General features: G+C 62.8%; 14 protein-coding genes. All 14 read right to left on the minus strand.

Annotation, left to right across the window (positions count from 1 at the left end; translation table 11 throughout):
* Window positions 1-36: 36 nt before the first annotated feature.
* The 14 genes from CTATCC11996_RS23015 to hslU all read right to left on the minus strand — a co-directional run bounded on the left by CTATCC11996_RS23015 (window position 37) and on the right by hslU (window position 16,707).
* On the minus strand, window positions 37-846 hold the full coding sequence (locus CTATCC11996_RS23015; RefSeq protein WP_003081127.1) for a cell division protein FtsQ/DivIB: 810 nt from the start codon (window positions 844-846) through the stop codon (window positions 37-39).
* Window positions 843-1,814 (minus strand): D-alanine--D-alanine ligase, encoded by a 972-nt coding sequence (locus CTATCC11996_RS23020; RefSeq protein ID WP_003081128.1) that lies wholly within the window; start codon window positions 1,812-1,814, stop codon window positions 843-845. Before CTATCC11996_RS23020 ends, CTATCC11996_RS23015 begins: the two co-directional genes overlap by 4 nt.
* Complete coding sequence (gene murC, locus CTATCC11996_RS23025; RefSeq protein WP_003081129.1) at window positions 1,811-3,244, minus strand: UDP-N-acetylmuramate--L-alanine ligase; 1,434 nt, start codon at window positions 3,242-3,244, stop codon at window positions 1,811-1,813. The genes CTATCC11996_RS23020 and murC overlap by 4 nt, the downstream gene beginning before the upstream one ends.
* Window positions 3,241-4,326, minus strand: coding sequence for an undecaprenyldiphospho-muramoylpentapeptide beta-N-acetylglucosaminyltransferase (gene murG / locus CTATCC11996_RS23030; RefSeq protein WP_003081130.1), 1,086 nt, complete (start codon window positions 4,324-4,326; stop codon window positions 3,241-3,243). The genes murC and murG overlap by 4 nt, the downstream gene beginning before the upstream one ends.
* Window positions 4,323-5,594 carry a putative lipid II flippase FtsW gene (gene ftsW, locus CTATCC11996_RS23035; protein ID WP_003081131.1) on the minus strand — a complete coding sequence of 424 codons (1,272 nt, stop codon included), beginning with the start codon at window positions 5,592-5,594 and terminating at the stop codon, window positions 4,323-4,325. The genes murG and ftsW overlap by 4 nt, the downstream gene beginning before the upstream one ends.
* Window positions 5,591-7,495, minus strand: coding sequence for a UDP-N-acetylmuramoyl-L-alanine--D-glutamate ligase (gene murD, locus CTATCC11996_RS23040; protein WP_003081133.1), 1,905 nt, complete (start codon window positions 7,493-7,495; stop codon window positions 5,591-5,593). Before murD ends, ftsW begins: the two co-directional genes overlap by 4 nt.
* A gap of 5 nt (window positions 7,496-7,500) precedes the next feature.
* A complete protein-coding gene (mraY, locus tag CTATCC11996_RS23045) occupies window positions 7,501-8,679 on the minus strand; it encodes a phospho-N-acetylmuramoyl-pentapeptide-transferase (protein WP_003081135.1) in 1,179 nt (392 codons plus the stop codon).
* The gene (locus tag CTATCC11996_RS23050) at window positions 8,670-10,097 is read right to left on the minus strand and encodes a UDP-N-acetylmuramoyl-tripeptide--D-alanyl-D-alanine ligase (RefSeq protein ID WP_003081137.1); all 1,428 of its coding nucleotides are present in this window, start codon (window positions 10,095-10,097) and stop codon (window positions 8,670-8,672) included. Before CTATCC11996_RS23050 ends, mraY begins: the two co-directional genes overlap by 10 nt.
* Window positions 10,094-11,599 (minus strand): UDP-N-acetylmuramoyl-L-alanyl-D-glutamate--2,6-diaminopimelate ligase, encoded by a 1,506-nt coding sequence (locus CTATCC11996_RS23055; RefSeq protein ID WP_003081138.1) that lies wholly within the window; start codon window positions 11,597-11,599, stop codon window positions 10,094-10,096. The genes CTATCC11996_RS23050 and CTATCC11996_RS23055 overlap by 4 nt, the downstream gene beginning before the upstream one ends.
* On the minus strand, window positions 11,596-13,344 hold the full coding sequence (locus CTATCC11996_RS23060) for a peptidoglycan D,D-transpeptidase FtsI family protein (RefSeq protein ID WP_003081140.1): 1,749 nt from the start codon (window positions 13,342-13,344) through the stop codon (window positions 11,596-11,598). Before CTATCC11996_RS23060 ends, CTATCC11996_RS23055 begins: the two co-directional genes overlap by 4 nt.
* Entirely contained in the window at window positions 13,341-13,622 is a 282-nt protein-coding gene (ftsL, locus tag CTATCC11996_RS23065) for a cell division protein FtsL (protein WP_003081142.1), read from the minus strand. Before ftsL ends, CTATCC11996_RS23060 begins: the two co-directional genes overlap by 4 nt.
* Before the next feature lie 43 nt (window positions 13,623-13,665).
* Window positions 13,666-14,595: a 16S rRNA (cytosine(1402)-N(4))-methyltransferase RsmH gene (gene rsmH, locus CTATCC11996_RS23070; RefSeq protein ID WP_003081144.1), complete on the minus strand. Its 930-nt coding sequence runs from the start codon at window positions 14,593-14,595 to the stop codon at window positions 13,666-13,668.
* A gap of 9 nt (window positions 14,596-14,604) precedes the next feature.
* On the minus strand, window positions 14,605-15,033 hold the full coding sequence (mraZ, locus tag CTATCC11996_RS23075) for a division/cell wall cluster transcriptional repressor MraZ (protein WP_003051254.1): 429 nt from the start codon (window positions 15,031-15,033) through the stop codon (window positions 14,605-14,607).
* A 354-nt stretch (window positions 15,034-15,387) separates the two neighbouring features.
* Window positions 15,388-16,707, minus strand: a complete 1,320-nt coding sequence (gene hslU, locus CTATCC11996_RS23080; protein ID WP_003051251.1) for an ATP-dependent protease ATPase subunit HslU — start codon at window positions 16,705-16,707, stop codon at window positions 15,388-15,390.
* Window positions 16,708-16,731: the final 24 nt, after the last annotated feature.

Below are 16,731 nucleotides of genomic sequence, written 5' to 3' on the forward strand. Positions count from 1 at the left end.
TGTGTGCGCCTTGCATGTCTGTTCCCCTGCTCCCGCTCATCGTCTGGCCCTGGCAGCAGTTGCCGGCGCGGAGGTTCCAGTGGTCACGCCCTTGAGTCGCAAGGCATAGCCGTCTTCGTAACGCAGGTCTGCAGACTCCAGTGCCGCAGCCGAGCGCTTGTATTGAGAGGTGATCTGAGGCAGCGTGCGCACAAAGCGCTGCACGCGCTGCAATATGTCTTCGGTGGTGCCGCCGCCCAGTTCCAGCAGCGCATCGTTGTCCAGCACCAGCGTCCAACTGCCACGCGCATCCAGAGTCAGGCTGTCCAGTGCCACATCGAGCGGCTTCAAGGCCGGCTCCAGCGCTCGATACATCTGCAGAACACGCGGGGCCGAGCCCTCGGGGCCTTGCAGACGGGGCAGACCTTCGCGGTCCAGTTCGCCCAGATTGGCTTCGAACACTTCACCGGCCTTGTTGACCAGACCGGTACCGGTCTCGGCCCCCCAGAAGGCCTCGGCCACATGCTCCTTGAGCGCAACGCGCAAGCCGTTCGGATACTCGCGGCGCACCTGCGCCTCCTGCACCCAGGGCACTTGCTCGAATGCGTGCTGAGCCGCCTTCAGGTCCACCGTGAAGAAGTTGCCTTTGAGCACTGGCGCCACATTGGCACGCAGCGTCACGGCGTTGTTATGCACCAGCTCGCCTTCCACCACGATGCGGCCGATATTGAAGGCCGGAGTTCGCATCAACCACCACCCCACAGCCATCACGCACGCCGTCAAGCAGCCCATGAACATCACCGTGGCAGTGATGTTCATGAGCTTGACGTCGAACGGGACGACGGCTGTGGGGTGGTTGCGGTTCATGGCAGCTCCGCTTCTCCATCCAGCGTGCTCATGGCCAGAATGCCAAGGCACAGGTTTTCGTAGCTCACGCCGGAGGCGCGCGCAGCCATGGGGACGAGAGAATGCCCCGTCATGCCTGGAGAGGTATTGATCTCCAGCAAGAAAGGCTTGCGGTCGCTGGCGCGAATCATGATGTCGGCACGCGCCCAGCCACGACAGCCCAGGGTGCGGAAGGCTTTTTCCACAATGCGCTGGATCTCGGCCTCCTCGGCAGCCGGCAGGCCGCTAGGGCAGTGGTACTGTGTGGTATCTGTGAAGTACTTGTTCTGGTAGTCGTAGTTGCCTTCGGGCGCAACGATTCGGATCACGGGCAGCGCAGCGGCCTTGGCTCCCGTGCCCAGCACGGGGCAGGTGGTCTCGTCACCGGCAATGAACTGCTCGCACAGCACTTCTGCGTCGTATTGGGCCGCCAGCTCGTAGGCCTTGGCGCATTCGTCGGCATTCATCACCTTGGTCAGGCCGATGCTGGATCCGTCGCGTGCGGGCTTGACGATCATGGGAGCGCCCAGGGCCTGCAATGCGTCACGGGTGGCTTCGGCCGAATCGACCATGCGCCAGTCCGGCGTTGGCAGGCCTTCAAAGCGCCAGATGCGCTTGGTCATGATCTTGTCCATGGCGATGCTGGAAGCCATCACGCCCGAACCCGTATAGGGGATGTCCAGCAACTCCAGCGCGCCCTGCACCGTGCCGTCCTCGCCGTAGCGGCCATGCAGCGCGATGAAGCAGCGATCAAAGCCTTGCACCTTGAGCTGGTCCAGGCCCTGCTCGGCAGGGTCGAACTTGTGGGCATCGACACCCTTGGACTGCAATGCGGCCAGCACGCCAGTGCCGGACATCAGCGAGACCTCGCGCTCGGACGAGCGACCGCCCATAAGCACGGCGACCTTGCCCAGTGACTTCACGTCGATATTTGTACCAAACATGCTCATTGCGCGCTCCCTGCGGGCGCAGCCAGCTCTTGTTTCTGAAGCATTTCAACCAATTTTCCAGGCACGGCGCCAATCGACCCGGCCCCCATGCACAGCAATACATCGCCCGCTTGCGCATTGGCAGCGATGGCTGCCGGCATATCGGCAATGTTTTCCACAAATACAGGCTCGACCTTGCCTGCCACACGCAAGGCGCGAGCCAGGGATCGACCGTCGGCAGCCACGATGGGGGCCTCACCCGCGGCATAGACCTCGGCCAGCAGCACGGAATCGGCGCTGCCGATGACCTTCACGAAGTCCTCGAAACAGTCGCGCGTGCGGCTGTAGCGGTGCGGCTGGAAGGCCAGCACCAGGCGCTGGCCCGGGAAGGCACCGCGTGCCGCAGCCAGCGTGGCAGCCATTTCCACGGGGTGATGACCATAGTCGTCGATGACGGTGAAGGTGCCGCCATTGGCAGCCGGCAGCTCGCCATAACGCTGGAAGCGCCGTCCCACACCCTTGAAGCCTTCCAAGGCGCGCAGCAGCGCCTCGTCGGAGATCTCGAGCTCCATGGCCACCGCCACGGCAGACAGGGCGTTGAGCACGTTGTGCTCGCCTGGCAGGCTCAGCACGACCTCCAGATCGGGGTAGCTCTGGCCGTTCTGGCGGCGCACGGTAAAGCGCATGCGGCCGGCTTCGGCACGCACGTTCACGGCGCGCACCTGGGCATCTTCGGCAAAGCCGTAGGTCGTGACAGGGCGCGCCAGCTTGGGCAGGATCTCGCGCACGGCAGGGCTGTCGACGCAGAGAATGGCACGCCCGTAAAACGGCATGCGATGCAAGAAGTCGACAAAAGCCTGCTTGAGACGGCCGAAGTCATGGCCGTAGGTTTCCATGTGATCGGCGTCGATATTGGTGACGACGGCCATCACAGGCAGCAGGTTCAGGAAGGAGGCGTCGGACTCGTCAGCCTCGACCACGATGTAGTCGCCCTGACCCAGCTTGGCATTCGCGCCTGCGCTGTTGAGCTTGCCGCCGATCACGAAGGTGGGGTCCAGACCGGCCTCGGCCAGCACACTGGTCACCAGGCTGGTGGTGGTGGTCTTGCCATGCGCGCCGGCAATGGCGATGCCCTGCTTGAAACGCATCAGCTCGGCGAGCATCAGTGCACGAGGAACCACAGGAATCTTTTTCTCGCGCGCAGCCAGGACCTCGGGGTTGTCGCCCTGCACGGCCGTGGATGTCACCACGGCATCGCTGCCAACAACGTTCTCGGCCGCGTGACCGACAAAGGTCTTGATGCCCAGGCCCGCCAGGCGGCGCAGCGTGGCGCTGTCAGCCAAATCCGAGCCTGAAATGGCGTAACCCAGGTTGTGCAGAACCTCTGCAATACCGCTCATGCCGGCGCCGCCAATACCGACAAAGTGAATGTGATGAATGGCGTGTTTCATGCTGCCAACTCCTCACAAGCGGCGACCACCTTCGCGGTGGCATCAGTCTTTTGCATTTTCTTCGCGAGTTCAGCGCGCTCCAACAGCGTCGCACGCTGCATATTTTGTAGCATTTCCGCCAACCCTTGGGCGCTCAAAGTACTTTGAGGCTGTAACCAACCGCCACCGGCATCCACCAGGAAGCGGGCATTGCTGGTCTGGTGGTCATCCACCGCAGCCGGGAAGGGCACATAGACCGCTGCCGCCCCTACAGCGGCGATCTCGGTCACGGTGCTGGCACCGGCACGGCAGACGACGAGATCGGCATCCGCAAAGGCCTTGGCCGTGTCGTCGATGAAAGGGGTCAGCTCGGCCTGTACGCCAGCAGCCTGATAGTTGGCGCGCAGCGCATCGATCTGGGCCGTGCCGCTTTGGTGCAGCACCACGGGGCGTTGCTCGGCGGGTATCAGGGCCAGAGCCTGGGGCACGATCTCATTGAGCGCCCTGGCTCCCAGACTGCCGCCCACCACCAGCAGCTTGAGCGGGCCGCTACGGCCAGCAAAGCGCTGGGCAGGCTCGGCCTGCTCCAGAAACGCTTGACGCAGCGGATTGCCCACCCACTCCCCCTTGGCAAATACCTTGGGAAAAGCCGTGAACACGCGCTTGGCCACCTTGGCCACAACCTTGTTGGCCATGCCAGCCACGGAGTTCTGCTCGTGCAGAACCACGGGCACACCCGAAGCGGCAGCCATCAGGCCACCGGGCACGGTGAGGTAACCGCCCAGACCGATGACCACATCGGGCTGCACGCGCTTCATCACGGCACGCGCCTGCGAGAAGGCCTTCGCCAGCCTGAACGGCAGTTGCACCAGGGTCTTGAGCCCCTTGCCGCGCACGCCGCCAAATTCGATGAGCTCCAGTGCGAAGCCCTGGGGCGGCACGATGCGCGACTCCATGGAGCCGGGCGCGCCCAACCAGTGCACATTCCAGCCGCGCGAGCGCAGCTCCTGTGCCACGGCCAGACCGGGGAAGATATGACCGCCGGTACCACCGGCCATCACCAGTGCCGTGCGCGGCTTGTTTGGCTTGATGAGCAGGCTCATGCGTGGCCTCCCTTCATCAGCAGCTTGTTTTCGTAGTCGACTCGGAGCACCACAGCTATCGCAATCAAATTCATCAAAATAGCCGAACCGCCAAAGCTCATTAACGGCAAAGTCAGGCCTTTGGTTGGCAAGGCGCCCAGATTCACACCCATGTTGATAAAGGCCTGGAAGCCCATCCAGATCGCCACGCCCTCGGCCACCAGCCCGGCAAAGACACGGTCCAGCGCGATGGCCTGACGGCCGATCAGCATGATGCGGCGGGTCAACCAGAAGAAGACGGCAGCAATCAGCAGCAGGCCGACCAGACCAAATTCTTCGCCGATCACGGCCAGCAGAAAGTCGGTATGCGCCTCAGGCAGCCAGTGCAGCTTTTCCACGCTGCGGCCCAGGCCCACGCCAAAGATCTCGCCCCGCCCGATGGCAATCAGCGCATGCGAGAGCTGGTAGCCCTTGCCCAGCGCATGCTTCTCATCCCAGGGATCGAGGTAGGCAAAAATACGTTCACGGCGCCACTCCGATGTGGCGATGATCATGCCGAAGGCCAGCACCACCAGCAGCGCGATGATGAAGAACATGCGCGCGTTCACGCCACCCAGGAACAGAATGCCCATGGAGATCACGACGATCACCATGAAGGCCCCCATGTCGGGCTCGGCCAGCAGCAGCACGCCCACCACGACCACGGCCAGGCCCATGGGCAGCACGGCGCGGAAGAAGCGCTCCTTGACCTCCATCTTGCGCACCATGTAGTCGGCCGCGTAGATCAGGATGGAGAACTTGGCCAGCTCGGAAGGCTGGAAGTTCATGATGCCCAGCGACAGCCAACGACGCGCGCCGTTGACCACCGTGCCCACATGCGGGATCAGCACCGCCACCAGCAACACGATGGAGATCAGAAACAGCTTGCGCGCCACCTTCTCCCAGACATTCATGGGCACCTGGAAGGCCAGCAGCGCAGCCACAAAGGCCATGCCTATCGACATGGTGTGGCGCAGCAGAAAGTGATAGGGCTCGATCTTGCCGAAGCGCGGGTTGTCGGGCATCGCAATCGATGCCGAATACACCATGACCAGACTCCAGGACAGCAAGGCGATGACCACCCAGATCAATGCCTGATCCAGCCCCAGTACGCTTGCCGGAGTACGAGTAGGACGGTCGTACAGCGGCCCGCCCACGCGCACTGGCAGCACGTCGATGGGCTTGTCCCCGACCGTGCGGAACCACGAGCGCATGCGACCGGAGAGGCTGGTCAGGAAGGCGGCTGTCATGCGCCGTCCTCCAGTTGCTGGCCGGCTTCAAGCGCCAGCTCGCGCACCGCTTCCACAAACTGGTGGGCGCGGTCCGCATAGTCCTTGAACATGTCCATGCTCGCGCAGGCGGGCGAGAGCAGCACCGCGTCATTGGCATGGGCCAGGCGTGCAGCCTGCTGCACGGCGTCCTGCATGCTTGCGGCATCGATCAGGCTCACGCCGGTGTCGCCCAGTGCCTCGCGAATCAGCGGCGCATCCTGGCCGATCAGCACGGCCGCGCGCACATAGCGCGAGACGGGCGCGGCCAGCGGGGCGAAGTCCTGGCCCTTGCCCAGCCCCCCCAGAATCACCACGATGCGGTGGTCCGGCCCCAGGCCCATGAGGGCGGCCACGGTGGCGCCCACATTCGTGCCCTTGCTGTCGTCAAAGTATTCGACATCGCCCACCCGACCCACGGGCTGCACGCGGTGCGGCTCGCCCCGGTATTCGCGCAGACCGTAGAGCAGCGGTGCCAGCGTGCATCCCGCGCCGGTCGCCAGCGCCAGGGCCGACAGCGCATTGATGGCGTTATGGCGGCCGCGGATGCGCAGCGCATCGGCGGGCATCAGGCGCACGATGTGCAGATCGTCGACGTTCTTGCCCTTGCTGGTTTCGTCGGCCTCATGGGCGCGCACCAGCCATGTCATGCCGTTGACCACCTCCAGACCGAAGTCGCCGGGGCGGCGCGGCATGTCGCCGCCAAAGGTGACATGGGCACGCTGGAACGTCTTGCCGCGCTTGCCGGGCACCGCCACGGGTGCGGGCAGCATGGCCATGACGACGGGGTCTTCGCGGTTGAGGACCATCAGAGCCTGCTCGCCGAAGACATGGGCCTTGGCATCGGCATAGGCCTGCATGCCGCCATGCCAGTCCAGATGGTCCTGGGTGATATTGAGCACCGTGGCTGCCGTGGGCTCGAAGCCGCGGCAGTCGTCGAGCTGAAAGCTGGACAGCTCCAGCACCCAGGCCTGGGGCAGAGTCTCGGCATCGATGCGCCCGGACAGGGTGTCGAGCAGCGTGGGACCGATATTGCCGGCCACGCCCACGCTCAATCCGCCATGCTCCAGCAGTTGACCGGTCAGCGAGGTGACCGTGGTCTTGCCATTGGTGCCGGTGATGCCCAGCACCTTGGGCGCATAGCCATGAGCCTCGCGCAGGCCCTTGAGCGCAAAGGCAAACAGGTCCAGCTCGCCCCCCGTGGGCAGGCCGATGCTGCGCGCAGCATTGAAGACCGGCGCCACGCTGGCCGGGCTCAGGCCCGGCGAACGATAGACGGAGCTCAGGCTCTGGCCGTCGACCAGAGCCGCCGTGAATTCGCCTGCGACAAAGCGCGCACCGGGCAGCTCGGTCTGCAGCGCGGACAGATAGGGAGGGGCTTCACGCGTGTCGGCCACCGTGACCTCGGCTCCGGCACGCACGCACCAGCGGGCCATGGCAATGCCCGAGATGCCCAGGCCCAGAATCAGCACGCGCTGCCCCTGCAAGTGCTGCGCCGCGCCTTGCGGCCAATGCACGGGGACGGGCGGCAGCTCCACCACCTCCTGCTGCTCGGCTTCGGGCTGCGGCTCGGCGGCAGTCACTTCGGCGTCGGCCGCGTCGGAGATGCTGGGGTCGGCAAAGATCTGTGCCACAAAGGCGGCCGCGTCCCTGGCTGCCGTCAAGGTGGAGATATCGGGCACCGGCTCGGCATCCAAGGTCTTGGCGATGATGACAGACGCTTCTATTTCAGGAGCGTCTTGCGCTTGCTCCTGAATCACTTCAGACATGTTTTCATCTGAAGCGCTTTGCAGATCAACGGAAGATGCTTGCGTTTGCATAGCACCCGATTCCACTTCCGGCAGCAGAACCTGATCATCGAGCTTGAGGTCTTCGTCTTGCATGGCGATTACCTCAGCTTCAGGGTGGACAGGCCCAGCAGGCACAGCAGCATGGTGATGATCCAGAAGCGGATCACGACCTGGGTCTCTTTCCAGCCGCTCTTTTCAAAGTGGTGGTGCAGCGGCGCCATCTTCAGCAGGCGGCGACCCTCTCCATAGCGCTTCTTGGTGTACTTGAAGTAAGTCACCTGCAGCATCACCGAAATGGCTTCCGCCACAAAGATGCCGCCCATCACGGCCAGCACGATTTCCTGGCGCACGATCACGGCAATCGTGCCCAGAGCGGCGCCCAGCGCCAGCGCGCCCACATCGCCCATGAAGACCTGGGCGGGGTGCGCGTTGAACCAGAGAAAGGCCAGACCGGCACCCGCCATGGCGCCGCAGAACACCATCAGCTCGCCCGTGCCGGGGATGCTGGGAAACAGCAGATAGCGCGCATAGGTGGCGTTGCCGGTCACATAGGCGAAGATGCCCAGCGCCGTGCCCACCATGATGACGGGCATGATGGCCAGACCGTCGAGGCCATCGGTCAGGTTCACGGCATTGCTGGCGCCCACGATGACCAGATAGGTCATGACGATGAAGCCCAGAACGCCCAGCGGGTAGCTGACTTCCTTGAAGAAGGGCACCATCAGGCCGGCCTTGGGCGGCAGGTCCATGGAAAAGCCCGACTGCACCCAGGAGACGAACAGCGCAAACACCTCGGCATTGCTGTTCTCGGAGATGCAGAACACCAGATACAGGGCGGCCAGCAGACCAATGACGGACTGCCAGAAATACTTCTCGCCCGAGCGCATGCCCTCGGGGTCCTTGTTGACGACCTTGCGCCAGTCGTCCACCCAGCCAATCGCACCGAAGCCCAGCGTGACCAGCAGCACGATCCAGACAAAGCGGTTGGACAGGTCAAACCACAGCAGGGTGGACACGGCAATCGAGAACAGAATCAGCACACCGCCCATGGTGGGCGTGCCGCTTTTGACCAGATGGGTCTCCATGCCGTAGCCACGCACGGGCTGACCGATCTTGAGTGCGGTCAGCATGCGAATCGCCCTGGGGCCGACGATCAGGCCGATCAGCAAGGCGGTGACGGCAGCCAGCACGGCGCGCAGCGTCAGGTACTGGAAGACGCGCAGGAAGCCGAACTCCGGCGAGATACCCTGCAGCCATTGAGCCAGCATCAGCAGCATGCGGCCTCCCCGCAGTTGCCCTGCTTCTTGTCTGCGCAGGCCTCAATGCTCTGCACCACTTGCTCCATCTTCATGAACCGCGAACCCTTGACCAAAACACTACCTACTTTGGGTAAAACTGCGCACACCGCCTGCTGAAGGGCGGCCATGCTATCAAAATACTGAGCACCACTGCCAAAGGCAGAGGCAGCAAACGCGCTCTGGTCACCCAGAGCAAAGAAATGGGCAATACCTGCCTGCTGCGCCAGCGCGCCGGCCTCGGCATGGAACTGCGGGCCGTTATCGCCCACCTCCCCCATATCGCCCAGCACCAGCAACTGCGGTGCGGGCAGCTCGGCCAGCACAGCAATGGCAGCAGCCACAGAATCGGGATTGGCGTTATAGGTGTCGTCGACCACCGTAACGCCTTGACCATTGATCTGCACGGCCAGCGCACGCGAGCGGCCGGTCACGGGCTCGAAGCCGGACAGCCCCTTCGCAATGGCCGCCAGAGACACACCAGCGGCATGGGCACAGGCAGCCGCGGCCAGTGCGTTGCGCACATTGTGGCGGCCGGCAATATGCAGCTGCACCGCAGCCACGCCCTGCGGCGTATTCAGTGCAAAGCTCCAGGCTCCATTGGCCCAGACCACATCGCCAGCAAAAACCTGGGCCCCATCAGCGGCCTCGCCGAACATCAGATTTGGGCGACCGGCGCTCAGCTCCGTCCACAGCGGTGTGTATTCATCTCCTGCAGGGAAGATGGCCACCCCGTCACGGGGCAGAAAGCTCAGCACCGAACCGTTTTCACGCGCAACGGCTTCCACCGTGCCCATGAACTCCTGGTGTTCGCGCTGGGCGTTGTTGACCAGGGCCACCGTGGGCTGGCCGATGGCAGCCAGCTCGGCAATCTCGCCGGGGTGGTTCATGCCCATCTCCAGCACCGCAATGCGATGTGCGCCGCTCATGCGCAGCAGGTTCAGCGGCATGCCGATGGAGTTGTTGAAATTGCCGCGCGTGGCCAGTGCTGCCTCGCCCTGCCCGCCCACGTGCGCACGCAGGATGGACGCGATCATCTGCGTGACCGTGGTCTTGCCATTGCTGCCGGTCACGGCAATCAAGGGTAGATCGAACTGTGCACGCCATGCTCGTGCCAACGCGCCCAATGCCAGCAGCGTATCTGGCACTTCGATTCCGGCCATGCCTGCGGCTTCCAGCCCATGGCTGGCAATGGCCGCCACAGCACCGGCGGCCTGCGCTTGCGGCAGAAAATCATGGGCGTCAAAACGCTCGCCCTTCAGGGCCACGAACAAGTCCCCGTGCTGCAACGTGCGCGTATCGGTGTGCACGCGTGCCAGCTCCAGCTGGCCGTTGCCGACCAGGCGGGCTTGGGGGATATGCGTCTGGATCAGCTCCAGCGCTTTTACCAGGGTCATCATGACCGAATCTTTCCTTCGCGGGCTGCGAGCGCCTTGTGCGCCTCAGCCATGTCGGAGAACGGATGGCGCACGCCCTTCGTCTCCTGATAGTCCTCATGTCCCTTGCCGGCAATCAGCACCACATCGCGCGCATCGGCACGGGCAATGGCTTGGGCAATGGCCGCCGCGCGGTCGGCCTGAACATGCAATGTCTCGCCCGCCTGCATGCCGGCCAGAATCTGGTCGATGATGCTTTCGGGCACCTCACTGCGCGGGTTGTCGCTGGTGACGAAAACGCCGTCAGCATTCGCCTGTGCGGCCTGCCCCATCAGCGGGCGCTTGCTGTTGTCCCTGTCACCACCGCAGCCAAACACGCACCACAGCTTGCCCTGGCGCTGGCGCGCTGCAGGCTGCAAGGCGCGCAGGGCTTTTTCCAGCGCATCGGGGGTATGGGCATAGTCCACGGCCACCAGAGGCAGGCCAGGCTTGACGATCTGCTGCATGCGACCGGGCACGGGCTCCAGATCTGCACAGGCCTGCACGGCCTGCTCCAGCGTCAGTCCCAGGCAGCGCAGCGTGGCCAGCACCCCCAGCAGATTGGAGACGTTGTACTGGCCGACCAGACGCGTATTCATGCGCAGGCTGTGACCGGCTTCCAGCACGGTAAAGCTCAGGCCTTCGTCGCCCAGTCCGATGTCCTTGGCCTGCAGTCGCGCAGGTCCTTGAATGGAAACACTCCAGACATCCATCGCACGGCCCTGCAGCCTGGCCCAGAGCCTGGCGCCGTGTGCGTCATCGATATTGACCACAGCCGCCGGCAGGCCGGGCCAGTCGAACAACTGGGCCTTGGCCTGCCAGTAGGCATCCATGCTGCCGTGGTAGTCCAGATGGTCCTGCGTGAAATTGGTGAACAGGGCCACGCGAATCTTGCTGCCGTCCAGGCGATGCTCGACGATGCCGATGGACGATGCCTCGATGGCGCAGGCCGCGAGGCCCTGGTCGGCGTAGCTGCGGAACACGCGCTGCAGCAGCACCGGGTCCGGGGTGGTCATGCCCGTCGACTCCAGCGCAGGCGGTACGCCCACACCCAGGGTGCCCACCAGCGCACAGCCGGTGCGCGCGTTCAGCGTCACTTTAGAGAGCGCATGCGCCAGCCACCAGGCGGTGGTGGTCTTGCCATTGGTGCCGGTCACGGCCAGCACGTCGAGCTCGCCGCTGGGATGTGCAAACCATTGGTCGGCAATCAGTCCCGTCGCGGCCTTCAGACCCTTGAGAGCTGCAATACGGCCACCGCTCAGATCGAAGGCCTGCAGGCCTTCGGCCTCCACCAGCACGGCAGCGGCGCCCTGCTCCAGTGCCTTGCCCACATAGGCTCGGCCATCAGTGGCAGCTCCGGGCCAGGCGACAAAGGCATCGCCTGCCTTGACCTTGCGACTATCGGTCTGCAGGTCACCCTGCACGCGGCTGCGCAGCCAGGCAACGGCCTCGGCTGCATTGTTCAGGATTTGAATGGGGGTGCTCATAGCACAGGCTCCTCAGCGGGTGCAGCCACGATCTGAGGCTTGACTTCCTTGTCGGGCTGAACGCCCATGAAACGCAATGTCTGCTGGACCACGTCCGCAAACACCGGGCCGGCCACCGTGCCGCCGTAGTAGGAACCTGTCGTAGGCTCGTCCACCATCACGGCAACGATGATGCGCGGCTTGTCGATGGGAGCAATGCCCGTGAACCAGGCGCGGTACTTGCCCGCGGCATAGCTCTTGCCCACCTGCTTGCGGGCAGTGCCCGACTTGCCGCCAATGGTGTAGCCCTCGGCCTGGGCCTTCTGGCCGGTACCGCCTGGGCCGGCAGCAAGACGCAGCATGTGCAGCACCGCCTCGGCGTTTTCCTTGGAGATCACACGCACGCCCACGGGAGGCTCGCTTGTTTTCAGAATCGTCGAGGGAATGACGTTGCCGTCGTTGGAGAACACGGTGTAGGAACGTGCCATCTGGAACAGGGAGGCCGACAGGCCATAGCCATAGGACATGGTGGCCTGCTCGATAGGCTTCCAGGTCTTCCAGGCACGCAGACGACCCGAGACCGCGCCCGGGAACTGGATCTGAGGCTTCTGGCCGAAGCCCAGCGCACTGAAGTACTCCCACATTTCCTGGGCTGAGAGCTTTTGCGCCACCTTGGTTGCGCCCACGTTGCTGGACTTCTGGATCACACCCTCCACCGTCAGCGCGCCGTAGTTGTGCGTGTCGGTGATGGTGGAGCCCGTCACCGTGTAGCGGCCCGGTGCGGTATCGATGATGGTGCTCGGCTTGACACGCTTGAGCTCCAGGGCGGCGGCCACCGTGATGGGCTTCATGGTCGAACCCGGCTCGAAGGTGTCGGTCAGCGCGCGATTGCGCAGCTGCTCGCCCGTCAGGTTCTTGCGGTGGCCGGGGTCATAGCTGGGATAGTTCGCCAGGGCCAGCAACTCGCCGGTGTGCGCATCCATGACCACCACGCTGCCTGCCTTGGCCTTGAAGGTCTCGACCTGCTGCTTGAGTTTCTGGTAGGCGTAGTACTGGACCTTGCTGTCAATGGACAGCTGAATATCCTGACCGTCCTGAGGCGGCACTTCATCGCCCACGCCCTCCACCACGCGGCCCAGACGATCCTTGATCACACGACGCGAACCAGCCTTGCCGGCTAGTTCCTTGTCGAACGCCAACTCCATGCCCTCCTGACCATGGTCTTCCACATTGGTGAAACCCACGATATGCGCCGCAGACTCCCCTTCGGGGTACTGGCGCTTGTATTCCTTGCGGTTGTAGATGCCCTTGATATTGAGCGCCACGATCTTCTGGCCCACGTCCCAGTCCAGCTGACGCTTGACCCAGACAAAGGTCTTGTCCTCGACATCCAGCTTCTCCATCAGGGAGCGCAGCGGCATGTCCATGAGGCGTGCCACCTCCTTGAGCTTTTGCTGGACTTCAGGATCCTTCAGATCCACGTCCTCGGGAATAGCCCAGATACTGGCCGCTGGCACGCTGGACGCAAGAATCAGGCCGTTGCGATCCAGCAAACGGCCACGATTGGCTGGCAGCTCCAGAGTACGCGCAAAGCGCACAAGACCCTGACGCTTGAAGAAGTCGTTGCCGAAGACCTGCACATAGGCTGCACGCGCACCCAGGCCCACAAAACCCAGCGCCAGCGCAGCCACAATGAACTTGCTGCGCCACAGCGGTGTTTTCGAAGCCAGCAAAGGGCTGGTGGTATAGAGCACGCTGCGTGTCATTGCGCAGTTCCTGCAGCCGTTTCATGCACGTACTGCGTAATCGCCTGAGAAGCCTGCTTCATCTGCAGCTTTTCTCGCGCCACTGTCTCGATGCGCTGAGGCGTGGCCTGGGCGCGTTTTTCCACCTGCAGGCGCAGCTGATCCGTCGCCAGCCGACGCGCCTCTGCCTCGGCGCGGTCCAGCTCGGTGAACAGGCGGCGCGACTCATACTGGGTATGCACCAGAAAAATGGCGCTGGTCATGACCGCCAGCAGCAGCAGCAGGTTTATGCGCAGCATGGCAGCCCTCCCGCAACCGTGCTTGCAGCGGCATGGCGATACATCATGCAGGCACCTCGGTGCGCTCTGCGACGCGCATCACGGCAGAGCGCGAGCGCGGATTGGCATCCACCTCGGCAGCACTGGGCTTGATGCGCTCCAGCGCCTTCAGACGCATGGGCGTGGGAGGCGCAAACGGTGCACGGCGGTCGTAGACCTCCTTGGAATGCTTGGCAATGAACTGCTTGACGATGCGATCTTCCAGCGAGTGGAAGCTGATCACGGCCAGACGGCCGCCGGGGGCCAGCACGCGCAGACTGGCTTCTAGCGCTTGCTCAAGCTCCTGAAGTTCGGCATTGATGAAAATCCGAAGAGCCTGGAAGGTCCGTGTTGCCGGGTTCTGCCCAGCCTCGCGGGTCTTGACCGCGCCAGCCACGAGTTGGGCCAGCTCGGCAGTGGTGCGTAATGGGCCCTGGCTTTCGCGCCGAGCAACAATCGCCTTTGCAATGGGGCCAGCAAACCGTTCTTCGCCGTAGTCACGTATCACCTCCGCAATCTGCTGCACTTCCGCATCTTCGAGCCACTCGGCCACGCTCTGACCACGCGTGGTGTCCATGCGCATGTCGAGGGGGCCGTCAAAGCGGAAGCTGAAGCCCCGGTCCGGGTTGTCGATCTGGGGCGAACTCACCCCCAGGTCCATCAACACCCCTTGCACACTGCCTTCGGGCAGTTCGCCCAGATGGCGAAATCCTTCATGCCGAATCGAAAAACGCGCATCGGTGATGCGCGCCGCCTCAGCAATTGCGTCCGGGTCTTTGTCGAACGCGATCAAGCGCCCGTCCGGCCCCAGCCTTTGCAAAATGAGCCGGGAATGACCACCTCGACCGAACGTCGCATCGACCCACTGGCCGGCGGGCGGCTCGGCGGCACCACCCAGCAGGGCGTCCACGGCCTCATCCAGCAAGACGGTGATATGTTGCAACGGCTGATTCACAAGCACTTCCTACAAAACAAAATCCTGGAAAGCCGCCGGCATCGGTTGCTGGCGCGCTTCCGCTTCGCGCATTTCATAAGTGGCCTTGTCCCAGACCTCGAAATGCGCCCCCATGCCCAGCATCAAGACCTCTTTGGTCAGACCTGTGGCCTCACGCAACTCGGGCGAAATCAGCAGCCGACCGGTTGCATCCATCTCCGCATCCATGGCATTGCCCAGAAAAATCCGCTTCCACCACTGAGCCGTGATCGGCAGTTGCGCGACGCGTTCGCGAAACTGCAGCCACTCGGGGCGCGGAAACAGCAACAGACAGCCATCGGGATGCTTGGTGAAAGTGACCTGCCCCTCAGCCAAGGACAAAAGGGCGTCACGATGCCGGGTCGGCACTGAGAGCCGCCCCTTTCCATCGAGATTCAGCGAAGACGCCCCTTGAAACACGGCAAGTTACTCCGGTCATCTGGAGCCGCTCGTTCCCCAAAAATGGGCACGAGGGCAGCTTTCACCACTTAATTGCACTTTTTTGCACTGTATCAGCAATTCAAGGTGAATCCAAACCCGAATGAACAATTATTTGCAATGAAATCAAGCACTTAGAGAGAAAAAGAAAAGCCTTATTCTGAAAATATCTTTCCTTTACAAGCACTTAGCAAAGTCAATGCAAGTGGACTCTCATTAGGAGGCGTCAATTGCAACCATTCAATTCAATGGAAAGAACTGATTTAAGTCTCGACCTTCTCCTACAAATGCAAACTGCCCGCACAGGCGGGCAGCTCGCTTCAAGCGCTCGGTTCTTCAAAGAATGAAGCGCGACAGATCCTCATCCTTGCTCAGCACCTGCAGGCGCTGATCCACATAGGCAGCATCGATCACCACGGTCTGACCCGAAAGCTTGGCCGCATCGAAGCTGACCTCGTCAAGCAGACGCTCCATCACTGTGGACAGACGCCGTGCACCGATGTTTTCGGTACTCTCGTTGACGTCAAAGGCAATCGTTGCCAGACGCGTGATGCCCTCTGGCTTGAACTCCAGGGTCACGCCTTCGGTCGCCAGCAGCGCCTGATATTGCTTGACCAGGGAGGCGTGAGTCTGCATCAGAATCGCCTCGAAGTCCTGTACCGACAGAGATTCCAGTTCCACGCGAATGGGAAAGCGCCCCTGCAGCTCGGGAATCAGATCGCTTGGCTTGGACAGATGGAAAGCGCCCGAAGCGATGAACAGAATGTGATCGGTCTTGACCACCCCATACTTGGTCGAGACGCTGGTGCCCTCGACCAGGGGCAGCAGGTCGCGCTGCACGCCCTGGCGCGAGACGTCAGAGCCGCTGGTTTCCTGGCGCGTCGCCACCTTGTCGATTTCGTCGATGAAGACAATGCCGTTTTGCTCGGCATTGGCAATGGCGCGGGTCTTGACGTCTTCCTCGTTGACCATCTTTGCTGCTTCCTCATCGGTCAACAGCTTCAGGGCCTCGGCGATCTTGAGCTTGCGCGTCTTGCGCTTTTCCTGGCCCATATGGCTGAACATGCCGCGCAGCTGCTCGGCCATCTCTTCCATGCCCTGGGGGCCCATGATCTGCACCTGAGGCATCTGCTCGGCGATGTCGATCTCGATCTCCTTGTCGTCAAGCTGACCTTCGCGCAACTTCTTGCGGAAAACCTGACGCGCCGTGTTGTCCGCCGGTACTTCGCCGGTGCGGGCCTGCGGGATCAGTACATCGAGAATGCGCTCCTCGGCAGCATCTTCGGCGCGGGCGCGCATCTTCTTCATGTCCGACTCGCGCGTCTGCTTGACGGCAACTTCGGCCAGATCGCGGATGATGGCGTCCACATCCTTGCCCACATAGCCCACTTCGGTGAACTTGGTCGCCTCGACCTTGATGAAGGGAGCATCGGCGAGTTTTGCCAGGCGACGCGCTATCTCCGTCTTGCCCACGCCCGTGGGACCGATCATCAGAATGTTCTTCGGTGTGATTTCCTGGCGCAGGCCTTCGGGCACCTGCTGGCGGCGCCAGCGATTGCGCAATGCAATCGACACCGCGCGCTTGGCACCATGCTGGCCAACGATGTGCTTGTCAAGCTCGGAGACGATCTCCTGGGGAGTCATGGCAGAAGACATGTGAATTCTCAGTCAAATATGCCT

This window comes from Comamonas testosteroni ATCC 11996, assembly GCF_000241525.1.
GTDB classification, from domain to species: domain Bacteria; phylum Pseudomonadota; class Gammaproteobacteria; order Burkholderiales; family Burkholderiaceae_C; genus Comamonas; species Comamonas testosteroni.

Coding starts and splice junctions, on each gene's coding strand:
- CTATCC11996_RS23050 (WP_003081137.1), bottom strand. CDS start 10,097: ATGATGACCCTGGTAAAAGCGCTGGAGCTGATCCAGACGCATATCCCC.
- mraY (WP_003081135.1), bottom strand. CDS start 8,679: ATGCTGCTGATGCTGGCTCAATGGCTGCAGGGTATCTCGCCGGAGTTC.
- CTATCC11996_RS23015 (WP_003081127.1), bottom strand. CDS start 846: ATGAACCGCAACCACCCCACAGCCGTCGTCCCGTTCGACGTCAAGCTC.
- CTATCC11996_RS23060 (WP_003081140.1), bottom strand. CDS start 13,344: ATGACACGCAGCGTGCTCTATACCACCAGCCCTTTGCTGGCTTCGAAA.
- murG (WP_003081130.1), bottom strand. CDS start 4,326: ATGAGCCTGCTCATCAAGCCAAACAAGCCGCGCACGGCACTGGTGATG.
- murD (WP_003081133.1), bottom strand. CDS start 7,495: ATGCAAGACGAAGACCTCAAGCTCGATGATCAGGTTCTGCTGCCGGAA.
- CTATCC11996_RS23055 (WP_003081138.1), bottom strand. CDS start 11,599: ATGAGCACCCCCATTCAAATCCTGAACAATGCAGCCGAGGCCGTTGCC.
- ftsW (WP_003081131.1), bottom strand. CDS start 5,594: ATGACAGCCGCCTTCCTGACCAGCCTCTCCGGTCGCATGCGCTCGTGG.
- hslU (WP_003051251.1), bottom strand. CDS start 16,707: ATGTCTTCTGCCATGACTCCCCAGGAGATCGTCTCCGAGCTTGACAAG.
- CTATCC11996_RS23020 (WP_003081128.1), bottom strand. CDS start 1,814: ATGAGCATGTTTGGTACAAATATCGACGTGAAGTCACTGGGCAAGGTC.
- ftsL (WP_003081142.1), bottom strand. CDS start 13,622: ATGCTGCGCATAAACCTGCTGCTGCTGCTGGCGGTCATGACCAGCGCC.
- murC (WP_003081129.1), bottom strand. CDS start 3,244: ATGAAACACGCCATTCATCACATTCACTTTGTCGGTATTGGCGGCGCC.